Below are 13,820 nucleotides of genomic sequence, written 5' to 3'. Positions count from 1 at the left end.
TGTTAAATTATTGCTTCATCAGAAATTTTTTGATTGAGGCCGGAGTAAAACTGCTGAACACGCCGCCTGCAACAATGATAACCATGCCGGCGGCTTCCTGCCAAGTGATTTTATCGCCGAAAAGCAGTACGCCGGATAGGGCGGAGAAAACGACGGTCAGATAGGAAAGCGAGGCAACGGTAAATTTCTTGCCGACCTTGTAGGCGCGGGTCATGGCTAGTTGGGCAATCATGGCGGAGATGCCGATGCTGGCCAGATAGGGTAGGGAAGAGATGGTCAGCGGATGCCAGCCTGTGATGGTGCTCCAGACTGCGCCCATAATCAGGCCGGTAAGCGAGAGGTAAAACACCACGCGCCAGCCCGGTTCGCCCAAAAGCGAGAGTTCGCGCACCTGCAAATATGCCCAGCCCGACATGGCGCCGCCTGCCAAACTGACCAGCGCGGCAAATTCCTGCCCGCCTTGAAAAGATGGGTTGAGCAAGAGGATAACGCCGATAAAGCCCATAACCAAGATGGCTTGGGTATAAAGCGTAATTCGTTCTTTTAAAATGAAAAATGAAAAAATGGCAAGCCAGATGGAGGACGTGTAGTTGAGTGTGACGCCTGTTGCCAGCGGCAGGTGCATGACGGAATAAAATGTGCACATCATGGCAAGCGTGCCGATGACGCTGCGGTTGAGATGGGTTTTCCAATGCGGCGTGGAAAACGTGTTGCCTTGCGCTTTGGCCATGATGCCTAAGAACAGGGTGGAGACCAGCATGCGCCAAAAGACCAGCTCGCCGCTGGAAAAGCCGAAATGTGTAGAGGCGGCTTTGACGGAGAGGTTCATGACGGTAAAGCCGAGCGCGGCAATAACCATCCATGCCGAGCCGAGCGGATCTTTTCTGACGGTTTCCATTTGATGGGTATGTAAAGCGATTTTATTAATAAGAAAATATTATACAGGTCAATCAGGCCGTCTGAAAAATATCGTTGGGTTTCAGACGGCCTTTTTATTGGAAAATGAGAATTATTATTGAACAATGAAGTGGGTTTTTATAGAATGGGGGTTCTGTTTTTAAGAAAGGCTTATCATGAAAGTTTCCAATATTTCTGCCGTATTGCTGTCCGCTTTGTTTTCCGTTGCCGTTTCTGCCGCGCCTTTGGGAGAGGTTTCTTCCGAAAACGGTAAGATTTTCAGCGGCGAAAATTACATGGTCGTTAAGAAAGACATGAAGAAAGGGGAGCAGATTAAGCCGCACGATCATCCGGGTTTTAAAACGTTGATTTTTGCCGTTGGAAAAGGAAGCTTTGACGTGACGTTGAATCAGACTGAAAAACATACGGTCGGCGCAGGATCGGTGTTGCGTTTTGGCGGCGATGCAGTGATTGAGGCAGTTGCAACCGAAGATGCCGATGTAGCAATTACTTTGATTAAGTAAACCGATAGAGGATAAAAGGCCGTCTGAAAAATGATGTTTCAGACGGCCTTGTTTATTCATCCAACCGTTGCTATTAAGCGCAAATCAAATAGATGAAGCCGGAGCCGAAGATATCTGCCAAGGCGTGAATCAGGAAAAACGGCAGCAGGTTTTTAACTTTGTATTTGTAGAAGAAGTAGTACATCAAGCCGAAAACAACGCCGATAACGGTCGCCCAAAGCATACCTTGATAAGTATGGAAGGAGATGCGCACCAAGGTCGAATAGGCCAATGCCTGCCATTTGTATTTGTCTTCCACGCAGGTCAAGAGGCCGAGGAAACAGAATTCTTCGTAAAAGCCGTTTAAAAGGCCGTAGAGGATGGCCATCGGCGCAAGGGCGGCGAATTTATCGAAGATGGATAATGGTTTGATGTATTGGAAGATTTCAGTGGTAAAGTAATTGTAGCCGCCGCTTAATGAAGTTACCGCATCGGCGGTCAGACCCATCAGGATAAAAATCACAGGCGTCCAAAACAATACGCCTAAATTAAAGCGAATCGGCAACTGTTTGAAGTCGAAACGGCGGATAATGAGGTAGACCAGAGCAATAGCAAGCAGAGTCAACTGCAGGCTCATGTTTTCAGAATAAGCCACGCCGGTTACCGCAGTATCGCGAGCCTCTTCGGCAACGGCGGCTGTTTCTACTTGCGGCATCAGGCTGGCGATATAAAGTTGGGTAGAACGGTAGGCAAATTGACCGAACAGGATAGCGGTCACAATTAGCATGTCAAACCAGCGCAGATGGCGCAAAGGCTCTTTAGGGCGGATAGCGGCAAGTATGTTCATATTCTTACTCTTTGCTCTAATAAATAGCGGTGCGCAATAGTTACATAAACATACAAAAATCGTCAACAATTATCACAATAAAACATGAATTAAAAATCAGACCGTTTCAGACGGCCTGAAGCGCTTCTAAAAATGCCATATTTTCCGAAGGGTTTATCTTCAAAAATATGGCATAATCACTTTATTGCAAACCAAGGAATCTTATCGTGAGTATTTCTCTGTCCCAATATCTGCTCTACCTGCAATACATGTTGGCAGGTATCGCCATGACCGTTGTTTTTGCTGCCGTATATCTGCGGATTACACCCGTTGAAGAATTGCGCCTGATTAAAAACGGCAACCTTGCCTGCGCCTTATCATTTGGCGGCGCGTTGGTCGGTTTTTGTCTGACACTGGCTTCAAGTATTGCCCACAGCGTCAGCTTCATCGATTTTATCCTGTGGGCCCTTGCCGCAGCCGTAATTCAGATTTTTGTCTATTTCGCTGCGACAATGATGATTAAAGGCGCTACCGCAGAACTCATCGGCAACAATGTTGCCGTCGGCGCGTTATTTGGCGCAGTGTCCATCTCGATCGGCATTTTGAATGCTGCTTGCTTGACTTGAATACCCATACCTTGAATTTTGTATCCCTATTTATTTTATAAGGAGTTGAAATGTTCAACTTTATCAAGAAACAGTTTATCGACGTCATTCAATGGCCGAATCCCGATGACAGCCTGCTGATGTGGCGTTTTCCGATTGCCGATGAGGAGATCCAAAACGGTGCAAGCCTGACTGTGCGTGAGGCGCAGATGGCGATGTTTGTCGATGAAGGCGTAACCGCCGACGTGTTCGGGCCGGGGCGTTACACGCTCAATACGCAAACGCTGCCAGTGCTGACCAACTTGAAAAACTGGGACAAGCTTTTTGAATCCCCGTTTAAATCGGATGTTTATTTTTTCAATACCAAACAACAGCTTGCACGAAAATGGGGGACGTCTCAACCTGTTACCGTACGCGATGCCGAGTTTGGCGCGGTGCAACTGCGTTCATTCGGTATGTATTCTTACCGTATCAGCGATCCGGCAAAATTCTTCAAAGAAGTCAGCGGCGTGGCGGCGCAATACAGCGGCGTAGACTTGGAAAACCAACTGCGCAATATTGCAGTCACCCAGTTGGCGGCAGCGTTTGGCAGCTCCGGTATCCCATTCTTGGATATGGCGGCGAACCAAGTTTTGTTGTCGCAAAAAATCGGCGAATTGCTCGGTGCGGAATTTGCCAAGCTGGGTTTGGCGCTAGAAAACTTCACTGTTGAAAGCATTACCTTGCCTGCGTCTATTCAGGCTGCGTTGGATAAGAAAATTTCGATGGGCGTTATCGGCGATTTGGGACGCTACACCCAATATCAAACCGCCGAATCCATCCCGCTTGCGGCACAAAATGAAGGCGGACTTGCCGGAATCGGTGCCGGTTTGGGCGTAGGTGCCGGTATTGGTCAGGCGATGGCGGGTGCTATGTCAGGCATGATGCAGCCGAATGCGCAACAGGCTCAGCAAAATGTTCAGCCGGCTGCCGAAGATCCGCAGGCGAAATTGGTGAAACTCAAGTCTTTGCTGGATGGCGGTTTGATTTCGCAAGAAGATTTTGATAAAGCCAAGGCTGAGGTGTTGAAGCAGCTGATTGGTTAATCAATTGAAGGCCGTCTGAAAAATATCATTCAAAAGAAGCATTGAGCTGCTTCTGTGGAAAAGGTTTCAGACGGCCTTTCGAATGATTTGATTAAGCCTGTCCGACTTCAAAAACGTTAAGGCCGTCTGAAACATCCCAACCCATTCTGAAAAAGCAAACCCATGTCTCAAACCCCTTTCTTCAAAACCGACTGCCCAAGCTGCGGCGCGCCTGTCGAAGCGCATTCTGCTTCCGCCGTGACGCTGGTGTGCGGCTATTGCAACAGCATGCTGGTGCGGCAAGATAACGGCGTTGTCGACTCCGGCCGCGATTCCGCGTTGCTGGAAGATTTTAGTCCGCTGCAAATCGGAACCAGCGGCACATTTGTCGCACAACGCTTTACCTTGGTCGGACGGCTTCAGGTGCAATACGACGATGGCGCGTGGAACGAATGGTATGCGCTGTTTGACGACGGCAGGGCCGGTTGGCTTTCTGAGGCGGGCGATTTGTATGTGATGACCATGCCGGTCGAAATCGATAATCCGCCGAGATTTGAAGACACGCGAGCAGGGTTTAGCGAGCTGATTTTTCAAGATAAACGCTATATTGCCTCCGATGTCCGCAACATCAGCTTGAAACATGCGGCCGCGCAGGGTGAGTTGCCGTTTGTTTTGAAAGAGGATACAGAAAATCGGGTTTCCGACTGGCGTTGCGAAAACCTTTTCATCACGCTCGATTACAGCAGCGAAACACCTGAAGCCTTCTTCGGGCGGATGGTAAACCTAGATGATTTGAAGCTGGAAAACACCCGCAGCGAAGACGAAATCAAAGAAAGCGCAGGCCGTCTGAAAGGCAGTATTTCCTCAGAAAACTGTCCCAACTGCGGCTCGTCCGTCCACTGGGTCAACGGCCTCACCGCCCATCTCAACTGCCCAAGCTGCGGCAGCGAATTGGCAATCGGCAAAGACAAAGCCGAACTCATTACCGCCAACGCCATGCGAACGGCGCAGCAAAGCCTGTTTACCCTGCCCGTCGGCAGACAAGGCCGTCTGAAAAATCGCGAATTTTACGTTATGGGCGCAGTCAGATACGCCGAAACCGACGCACAGGAAACATTCGAAAACCTGTTCAGCGGCCTCAACCGTACGCTCACTCCCGAAGGACAATGGACGGAGTATCTGCTTTACAACCCTACACAGGGTTTCTTATGGTTGGTTGAAGCTGATGAAGGTTGGAATATTTCCGAAACCTTGAACGATTGGCCGCGCCTCGACCGCAACCACCAACCGCAAGGCTATGGCAAACTTTATGACTATGGCGGACAGGTTAAGGTTGCCAGCGGAGCGTTTTATTGGCGTGTCCGAAACGGTGATTTGAACTATTACAGCGATTACCGAGACGGACAAAGCCGTAAGATTGGCTCCGAACTAAACAGTCACGAAATGGCATGGACTAGAAGTGCCCCAATTGCTTATCGGGAGATTGCAGATGCGTTTAATCTGACCAGCCAAGCTCCGCATTACACTGCAAACATGGCGGCGGACGGCATTGATAAATCATTAAGAATCATAATGACCGCCATCTTGGTTGTCGTCAATCTCCCTGCGCTGCTGACAGGCGACAGTTCTGCTGCACTTACCGTCATCTTTATAGGATGCTGGTTATTGTGGAGCATGGGCAAAAAAGACGAGGACGAGGATTAATATGTCAAGAATCACTTACATCATTTTCAGCACCATCATCATCGTCATCTCCATGATCATCAGCTACGGCTCTTCCGACTCCGACGGCTCGCGTATGCACTCCGGCGGCTATTACGGCGGCAGCGGTTTCTCCGGAGGCCATAAATGACCCATGCGCCCGGTAATCATGGCCTATTGGACTTATACGGTTGCGATGAAGCCATCTTAAAAGATGAAGGCCGTCTGAAAACCGCTTTGGCAGCTGCCGCACAAGCCGCAGAAGCCACCATATTGACCGAACACTTCCACACCTTCGGCGGCGCAGGCGGCGTAACCGGCGTTTTACTGCTCGCCGAGTCTCATATCAGTATCCACACTTGGCCGGAACACCGTTTTGCCGCCATTGACGCATTTATTTGCGGCGGTATGAAATTGGAAAAAGTGAAGGAAGTGTTGTGCAGGGAATTGGCGGTGGAACGGGTAGTTTGGACGGTTGCGCAACGTGGCGAAGGTATACTGGACGATATACAACCATCGGTTGAACAATAAAATCTGTCAGGCCGTCTGAAAAAAATCGGCTGATAGCAAATTAGATAACAAATTTAGTATAAGAAGGCTTTTAAACAAAATGCTTAAAATAAAAAATTGGAATAGAAACAGAAGTTTACCATTGGTTATTTACTTGCTTGCAGGTTTGTTTTTGCTTGGAGTGGAAAGTGCCGAAGCAAAAAAAATTAACACATGAACGTACTGAGTATTGCCGTAATCAAGTTTATGTCAGTAATAACCAAGGCACATCCCTACAAGTTCAGCCAGGCGATAAGGCATCTTCAATCGCTCAATTGCACTATATGCAATACCTTTGCGTTGTCGGTAATGACAGCAAAAATACCGAAGAAGGATACTCTTGGATAAAAGTAAAAAAAGTACCTTTGGCAATCAAAGAAAACCAAATCAGTTGCCATGATATGAGCCTACCTGACAACTGCACCAAACCTACCGATTTCCCGACTGAATGGAAAATCAAACCGCCTAAAGGTAAAAAATGCCGTCTTTCCACTCATGTTGATGATGAAGGTCAGTTGCTTATTGTCGCAAAAGGCGTTTGCCCGACCGGATGGGTAAAAGAAAGAGATATACAATTTTTTGCCGATTAATAAACTTGGCTTTAGTTAAAGAAAAAAACAGAGTTCATCATATAGCAGAACAATCAAGAAAAAAGATTTAACGTATTCTTTATTAAAAGACAGGCCGTCTGAAAGCATATTCGATCCGTTTTCAGACGGCCTTAAACCTTGTGCTGCTTAAACTGAAATATTGACGTTATATGGAAAAAACGCCTTTTTTTAAAACCGATTGTCCAAGCTGTGGTGCGCCTGTTGAGGCGTATTCCGCTACTGCCGTGACGCTGGTGTGTGGCCATTGTCACAGTATGCTGGTAGTTAGAAAAGGAAAGAAAAAAAGCGGGAGCATTGTCTCATATTCGGAGCGGGATTCTGCGCTCTTGGAGGATTTCAGTCCGTTGCAAATCGGTACGAGAGGTGTTTTTGCGCATCGGAATTTTACGCTGATCGGAAGATTGCAGGTGCATTACGATGTCGGCGTATGGAACGAATGGTATGCTTTGTTCGATGATGGTCTGACCGGTTGGCTGTCTGAAGTTGGTGATTTATATGCTATGACCTGTGAGGCTTCAGGCAAGGCAAAAGGGTTGCCGACAACTTTTGAGTCAGTTCGCCTTGGGCAGAGCTCTTTCGAGTTGGACGGTAAAACTTTTGTCGTTTCAGACGCACGCGCCATCCATTACTGCAATACTGATGCACAAGGAGAGTTACCGTTTAACCTGACCGCAAAAAAGGCGACAGGTAAGGTTTGTGATTTTCGTTGTGGCAAGCTGTTTCTGACCATAGATTTTACAGTATCGCCACTCACCATTTATCTTGGCCGCGTTGTCAGTTTGAATAGCCTGAAGCTGGAAAACTTACGCAGCGATGATGAGATCCAGGCAAGTGCAGGTCGTCTGAAAGGAGAAATTCACGCCGAAGCCTGCCCTAATTGTGGCGCATCGGTTCATTGGCCAAGTGGCGTAACTTCTTTTCTTCTTTGTTCCTCTTGCGGCAGCAGTCTGAATACGACGAAAGATACTGTCGAATTGATGAAGGAAAATACAGCACGGCAGGAACAGCAGAACTTGTTTACGCTGAATATTGGCACAGTAGGCCGTCTGAACGATACGGAATATCGGGTGATTGGCGCCGTACAATATGCCGAAATCCCTTTCGGCAGTATTACCCGTAACTATGTTGTCAAGGAAGAGCGGTTTGGGAAGTGGACGGAATACCTGCTTTACAATGCGCAGCAGGGCTTTGCTTGGTTGGTAGAATCGGGAAATAGCTGGCGGTTTTCGGAAACTTTGCAAGCATGGCCGGAGTTTGATGTCAACGGCAACCCTATCGATGAGAAGGTGGTTGATCGTTACGGTGGGCGGGTTGAAACAGCAGCGGGAGCGTTTTATTGGTGTGTCAAAAGCGGGGATTTGATTGACTATACCGAATACCGTTCAGCAACAGATTATTCTGACAATTCCAGATTGTGTGCCGAACAGGACAAGGATGAAACGGTTTGGAGCAGAAGCAAACCTATTCCTTACAGCCAAATGAGAAAGGCATTCGACCTGCCGCGTGATTCGGTAGGTGCGTTTGGCTTATGGCTGACAAACGAAGAGAGGCGTCCTGAAGATCGTGATGACAGAATCCGTGCTTTTGCTACGTTGATTCTCATCGTTATCAATCTTCCAGCGTGGTTGTCTCCAGATTTGTTGAGCTTTGAAGGCATTGGGGTTAGTTTGTTTACATTGGGGTGGATATGGATAGCGGAGAGATTTAAAGATGATGACGATTATGAAGAAGAGAGGGGTATTATGATTCTTGGTTTCTTCTTTCTGATTTTTATTGCTACATTATTCAACTATTTTCTCGTAGCCGAAGGAGATTCGTCTTATTCGGGCAGCGGCTACAGTGGTTATTCTGGTGGACATAAATAGTACGAAGTGCACTTAAACTAAAGCAACCGCTATCTCATTTTTTTCAGACGACCTTTTTTATAAAACATGCTAACTCGCCGTCAATTTCTCAGCTATACCGCCGCGCTTGGCGCTGCCTCTGCTTTTTCTTGGCAAACTTACCAATATCTCAACCGCAAACCGCCGGTTTCTATTAACCGTGTCGGCTTACCGTTGGGGCATTTGTTGCGCGATGGGGAATTGCTCAGTCCGCCGACCCGTCGTTATGAATGCAATACGTTGATACTCGGCGGCGGTGCGGCGGGTTTGGGGGCGTTGTGGTATTTGGCGAAGCATAATCACCGCGATGTATTGTTGGCAGAAGGGTTTGAGCGTAATGGCAACAATGCCGCCTATACGTCTTCAGACGGCCTGAAAGCGCCGAGTGGTGCACATTATTTGGCTTTGCCGTCGAAAGAAAGCGTGTATGTGCGCGAGATGTTGGCGGATTTCGGTATTTTGCAGTCGGATGGCAGCTTTAGGGAAACCGATTTGGTCTATGCGCCCGAATCGCGCCTCTTATATCAGGATAAATGGGTGGAACATTTATTGCCGAAAGAAGATGCGGATTCCAAACGGTTTTTTGATTTGATAGGCCGTCTGAAACAGGCTTACGGCGATGACGGTAAGAAAATTTTTGCTATTCCGATTGCGCTGTCATCGGCAGATGAGACATGGCGAAAGCTCGATCATCTGACGTTTCAACAATGGCTTGAGCAAGAAGGTTACCACTCGCCCGAGCTTTTTTGGTATCTCGATTATTGTTGCCGCGACGATTACGGACAGGGCATCGCGCAAGTGTCTGCCTTTGCCGGACTGCATTATTTTGCCGCCCGCAACAATGCAGAAACCGTCCTCACTTGGCCCGAAGGTTTGGCACATCTTTCTGAAAGCCTGCGCCGTCATGCCGGTTTGCAGGAAGGCTGGCAATGGCTGTCTGAAAATAGTATCCGTTTGGAGAAACCTGCTTCAATTAATGCTTCCGCCGTCAAAATCAAACCGCTTTCAGACGGCTGGATTGAAGTGTGGCTGCGTGAAAATGCAAAAGGGGAAACCGTTGCCGTTACCTCGCAACACGTTATCTCCGCCATGCCGCTGATGGTTGCCGCCCGCGTTATTGAATCTCCTGAACAATTTGGTCTGGACATCCCCGAATACGCGCCATGGCTGGTTTCCAATTTTGAACTGCACAGTTTCCCGAAAGAAAAAAACAACAGCGAACTTGCGTGGGACAATGTGGTTTACGGCAGTCAAGGGCTAGGCTATGTTGTTGCGACCAACCAGTTTATCCGGGTTGCCCGTCCTGAACGTACGATTTTTACCGCCTACGCCGCGCTCAATCACGATACGCCACAAGCCGTCCGCCGCCAGCTGCTTGAAGCAAGCGACGAAGAGCTGCTCCAGCTTGCCGCTCAAGATCTGCTTACCGCTTACGGCGAAGGCTTTTGGCGGCACGTTTCCCATGTTGACATTACCGTCCGCGGGCATGGCATGAGCGTGCCGAAACCCGGCTATTTAAGCGATGAGGCTTTATTAAAAATCAGAAACCGAAATGGAGGATTGCTGTTCGCACACAGTGATTTAAGCAGTTATTCGGTATTTGAAGAGGCTTTGTATTGGGGTGTGGAAGCGGCACGGAAAGTGTTGGGAAAAGGATAATTAGAATGAGGCGTATATTCGGCTAAATTTCTGTTTACATTCAAATTTCAATTTTAAAAGGAAACTATATGAAATATTTGAGCTTTTCTCTGATTGTTGCCTTAGGGTTAGGGAGCGCGGCATTTGCCTCTGCTGAAAAAATGCTGCCTCTGAACGAAACAGGCTGCATTGACCAACCCTTACAGGTTAAACGTGGCCAAGTGTATGGTTTTAATAGTTCGGCAGATGCCGGTTTAGTGCTTTCATTCGCGCCTGTCAGTCCCGGTGTCGTTGTGAAAGACCCGAAAGGCAAACGGATTGCTTTGGAAGTAGGGGCTGATGGTGATGCGCCTGAAAACCGCTTCAGCTTTGCCGAAATCGATCAAAAAGGACGTTACACCATCCGCTTCCCGAGAGCAGGTAAGATTGAATCTTTGTGTGTTAATGCTGCCAGTTAGGATAAATATTAAGCCGAATAATGCTTGATTCGTATGCTTGCAGTAAAAAAAGGCCGTCTGAAATCATATTCAGACGGCCTTTCTTTTTTAACCTTATAACCTAATTAGGCTTTTGGTTTCAAAGCGGCAGCTTCGCGAGCCAGACGGGTGATGGTATCCCAGTCTTTGTTTTTGATGGCTTCTTTCGGAGTCAGCCATGAGCCGCCGACGCACAAGACATTAGGCAGTGCCAAGTATTCGGGAGCAGTTGCCAGGCTGATGCCGCCGGTCGGGCAGAAGCGCACGTCGGCGTAAGGGCCGTAGAGGGCTTTGAGCATGGCTTTGCCGCCAACGACTTCGGCAGGAAAGAGTTTGAGTGTGTCGATGCCGTGTTCCAAAGCCAGTTGGACTTCGCCCGGAGTGGCAACGCCGGGAATCAGGGGGATGCCGCTGTCGTGGCTGGCTTTGGCGAGGGATTCGTGCAAACCTGGGCTGATGGCGAAAACCGCACCTGCGTCTTCGACGGCTTTGAGCTGCTCGGGATTGGTTACCGTACCTGCGCCGACGATGGCGTTGGGCACTTCTTTGGCAATCAGACGGATGGCGTCGAGGCCAACAGGGGTGCGCAGGGTGATTTCGAGGGTGGGAATGCCGCCTTCGACAAGGGCGTGGGACAAATCGACGGCAGTACTCAAGTCGTCAATCGCCATTACCGGCACAACTGCGCCGGCAGTCAGAATTTCACGAGGGGTCAGTTTAGACATTTTAGGTCTCCGTTGGGGACTGTATCGTAATAGGGTCGTTAACATGGTTTCAGACGACCTGATTGTTTTAAGAGGCCGTCTGAAAAGGGTTTAGGCAAATTCGCCGCCGAAGCTCATGGCACCGGTTTCTGCGCTGCTGGTCATGCTGCGGAAGTTGGCGAAGAGTTCGCGGCCGCAGCCTTGTTGGTTGGCGCTTAAGTCGATGCGTTCAACTTCGCGGGCGTTCCATTCGGCTTCGTTAATCAGGACGTTGAGTTCGCCGGTAACGGAGTCGAAGCGGATCAAGTCGCCGGTACGGATTTTGGCGATGTTGCCGCCCATCAAGGCTTCGGGCGTCATGTGGATGGAGGCCGGAACTTTGCCGGACGCGCCGGACATACGGCCGTCAGTCAGCAGCGCCACTTTGAAGCCGCGGTCTTGCAGAATGCCCAAAGGCGGGGTCAGTTTGTGCAATTCGGGCATACCGTTGGCACGCGGGCCTTGGTAGCGGACAACACAGACGAAATCACGTTCCAACTCGCCGCGTTCAAATGCAGCCAATACTTCGCGCTGGTCGTTGAACACGATGGCAGGCGCTTCAATAATGCGGCAGCCTTCGCGCACGGCGGATACTTTAATCACGCCGCGACCGATGTTGCCTTTCATCAGGCGCAAACCGCCGTCTGGGGAGAATGGGTTGTCGGCTTTGCGAAGGATGTCTTCATTACCGCTGGTTTCAGGGGCTTCGCGCCATTCGAGTTTGCCGTCGATGAGGAAAGGCTCTTTGGTGTAGTGGCGCATACCGTGTCCGACAACGGTATCAACATCGTCGTGCAACAGGCCTGCGTCCAGCAATTCGCGGATAACGAAAGGCAGGCCGCCGGCAGCAGTAAAGTGGTTTACGTCGGCTTTGCCGTTTGGATACACACGGATCAGCAATGGGATGATGGAGGAAATTTCGTCGAAGTCGTCCCAGTTCAAAATCACGCCTGCGGCACGCGCCATGGCGACGAGGTGCATGGTGTGGTTGGTCGAGCCGCCGGTTGCCATCAGACCGATCAGGGCGTTGATGAAGGATTTTTCGGTCAACATTTCGCCCAATGGTTTGATGGTGCCGTTTTTAATGCCGCGTGCAAGGTGTCCGGCTGCGTAGCGGGTCAGAGCTTCGCGCAGGTCGGTATAGGGATGGACGAAGGCGGCGGCAGGAAGGTGTACACCCATCATTTCCATCATCATTTGGTTGGAGTTGGCGGTGCCGTAGAAAGTACAAGTACCCGGGCTGTGGTAAGAGCCCATTTCGCTTTCAAGCAAGGCATCGCGACCGACTTTACCTTCGGCAAAAAGCTGGCGGGTACGGGCTTTTTCTTTATTGCCGATACCGCTGGACATCGGGCCTGCCGGAACGAAGATGCCTGGAATATGGCCGAAAGACAACGCACCGATCATCAGGCCGGGAACAATTTTGTCGCACACGCCCATAAACAGGCTGCCGTCAAACATTTGATGCGACAGACCGATGGCGGTACTCATGGCAATCACGTCGCGGGAAAACAGCGACAATTCCATACCGGCATAACCTTGCGTGATGCCGTCGCACATGGCGGGTGTGCCGCCGGCGACTTGCGCGGTCGCACCGTTTTTCTGCGCTTCGTCTTTAATTTGGTCGGGGAAGTCTTTAAACGGCTGGTGTGCGGAAACCATGTCGTTGTAGGCAGTGATGATGCCTAAGTTGGGAACGGTGTCCTGAAGCATTTCGATTTTGATGCTTTTGGGCATGGAGGCGTAGCCGTGCGCCAAGTTGCTGCAGCCGAGTTGGTTGCGCTCTAAGCGTCCCATCTGTTTGGCGCTGCGGATTTTCGCCAGATACTTTTCACGCGTCGGGCGGCTGCGCTCGATGATGCGCTCGGTAATTTCGGCGAGTTTCGGGTGAATAGGAGTGGGGTTCATGTGCGGTCTCCTGTCTAAACGATATGATAGGGATTTTGTTTGCGCGTTTCTGATTTTTGTATTGGGTATGTTTCAGACGGCCTTGAGCTGTGGGAATAAATAATGAGTGCAGTCTGAAATGTTGAAGATTTCTCTTCGAAGCGTCTGCGTATTATAGTACAAATTCTGTAATTTTGTTACAAAATAATTTACTAAGTGGAAGAAATTTGATTTAAATCGAGGTATGGTCAATTCGTAAAACGATGGGCTGCAAAAGTCATCAAACTTTTATGTTAAATCAAACAATTCGTAAAAATGAGAATAGACAAAATCTGTAGCCATGTGTAGTATTACTACTCATTAGCTCGCTTGTTTGAAATTTTGGTGCAGGCGATTGGTTTTTTACTGCTTGTTGCTTAAAGGCTTTTGATTTTAAT

At 49.2% G+C, this 13,820-nt stretch carries 13 protein-coding genes and 1 pseudogene; 10 read left to right on the top strand and 4 right to left on the bottom strand.

Annotation, left to right across the window (positions count from 1 at the left end; translation table 11 throughout):
• Nucleotides 1-7: 7 nt before the first annotated feature.
• Nucleotides 8-898 carry a DMT family transporter gene (locus ACTHTS_RS02620; RefSeq protein WP_440369124.1) on the bottom strand — a complete coding sequence of 297 codons (891 nt, stop codon included), beginning with the start codon at nt 896-898 and terminating at the stop codon, nt 8-10.
• Nucleotides 899-1,073: 175 nt separating this feature from the next.
• Between ACTHTS_RS02620 and ACTHTS_RS02615 the strand changes: the two genes are divergently transcribed.
• A complete protein-coding gene (locus ACTHTS_RS02615; protein WP_003686176.1) occupies nt 1,074-1,421 on the top strand; it encodes a hypothetical protein in 348 nt (115 codons plus the stop codon).
• Between the two features lie 73 nt (nt 1,422-1,494).
• Here the strand turns inward: ACTHTS_RS02615 and ACTHTS_RS02610 are convergent, their stop codons facing one another.
• Nucleotides 1,495-2,247: a CPBP family glutamic-type intramembrane protease gene (locus ACTHTS_RS02610; protein ID WP_440369123.1), complete on the bottom strand. Its 753-nt coding sequence runs from the start codon at nt 2,245-2,247 to the stop codon at nt 1,495-1,497.
• Nucleotides 2,248-2,453: 206 nt separating this feature from the next.
• Here ACTHTS_RS02610 and ACTHTS_RS02605 point away from each other — a divergent pair, with 206 nt between their 5' ends.
• The 9 genes and pseudogenes from ACTHTS_RS02605 to ACTHTS_RS02565 all read left to right on the top strand — a co-directional run bounded on the left by ACTHTS_RS02605 (nt 2,454) and on the right by ACTHTS_RS02565 (nt 10,735).
• Entirely contained in the window at nt 2,454-2,852 is a 399-nt protein-coding gene (locus tag ACTHTS_RS02605; RefSeq protein ID WP_039861961.1) for a DUF350 domain-containing protein, read from the top strand.
• A 50-nt stretch (nt 2,853-2,902) separates the two neighbouring features.
• Entirely contained in the window at nt 2,903-3,916 is a 1,014-nt protein-coding gene (locus tag ACTHTS_RS02600; RefSeq protein WP_070838552.1) for an SPFH domain-containing protein, read from the top strand.
• 162 nt (nt 3,917-4,078) lie between these two features.
• Nucleotides 4,079-5,596: pseudogene (locus ACTHTS_RS02595) on the top strand (DUF4178 domain-containing protein); the annotation flags it as partial.
• A gap of 4 nt (nt 5,597-5,600) precedes the next feature.
• The gene (locus ACTHTS_RS02590) at nt 5,601-5,747 is read left to right on the top strand and encodes a hypothetical protein (RefSeq protein ID WP_004519337.1); all 147 of its coding nucleotides are present in this window, start codon (nt 5,601-5,603) and stop codon (nt 5,745-5,747) included.
• A complete protein-coding gene (speD, locus tag ACTHTS_RS02585; RefSeq protein ID WP_070849336.1) occupies nt 5,744-6,127 on the top strand; it encodes an adenosylmethionine decarboxylase in 384 nt (127 codons plus the stop codon). The genes ACTHTS_RS02590 and speD overlap by 4 nt, the downstream gene beginning before the upstream one ends.
• 167 nt (nt 6,128-6,294) lie before the next feature.
• Entirely contained in the window at nt 6,295-6,735 is a 441-nt protein-coding gene (locus ACTHTS_RS02580; RefSeq protein ID WP_440369122.1) for a hypothetical protein, read from the top strand.
• Between the two features lie 170 nt (nt 6,736-6,905).
• Nucleotides 6,906-8,621, top strand: a complete 1,716-nt coding sequence (locus tag ACTHTS_RS02575) for a DUF4178 domain-containing protein (protein ID WP_440369121.1) — start codon at nt 6,906-6,908, stop codon at nt 8,619-8,621.
• Nucleotides 8,622-8,687: 66 nt separating this feature from the next.
• Nucleotides 8,688-10,298 (top strand): NAD(P)-binding protein, encoded by a 1,611-nt coding sequence (locus ACTHTS_RS02570; protein ID WP_188211399.1) that lies wholly within the window; start codon nt 8,688-8,690, stop codon nt 10,296-10,298.
• 68 nt (nt 10,299-10,366) lie between these two features.
• Nucleotides 10,367-10,735 (top strand): hypothetical protein, encoded by a 369-nt coding sequence (locus ACTHTS_RS02565; protein WP_107723591.1) that lies wholly within the window; start codon nt 10,367-10,369, stop codon nt 10,733-10,735.
• Between the two features lie 104 nt (nt 10,736-10,839).
• Here the strand turns inward: ACTHTS_RS02565 and ACTHTS_RS02560 are convergent, their stop codons facing one another.
• Both ACTHTS_RS02560 and edd read right to left on the bottom strand, forming a co-directional pair.
• On the bottom strand, nt 10,840-11,478 hold the full coding sequence (locus tag ACTHTS_RS02560) for a bifunctional 4-hydroxy-2-oxoglutarate aldolase/2-dehydro-3-deoxy-phosphogluconate aldolase (protein WP_107858278.1): 639 nt from the start codon (nt 11,476-11,478) through the stop codon (nt 10,840-10,842).
• A 90-nt stretch (nt 11,479-11,568) separates the two neighbouring features.
• Nucleotides 11,569-13,404: a phosphogluconate dehydratase gene (edd, locus tag ACTHTS_RS02555; RefSeq protein WP_254342805.1), complete on the bottom strand. Its 1,836-nt coding sequence runs from the start codon at nt 13,402-13,404 to the stop codon at nt 11,569-11,571.
• Nucleotides 13,405-13,820: the final 416 nt, after the last annotated feature.

Source organism: Neisseria sp. P0019.S003 (assembly GCF_051957115.1).
GTDB classification, from domain to species: Bacteria; Pseudomonadota; Gammaproteobacteria; order Burkholderiales; family Neisseriaceae; genus Neisseria; species Neisseria flavescens_D.
The sequence above is the reverse complement of the archived record's forward strand: the minus strand, read 5'-3'. Positions and strand labels throughout refer to the sequence as shown.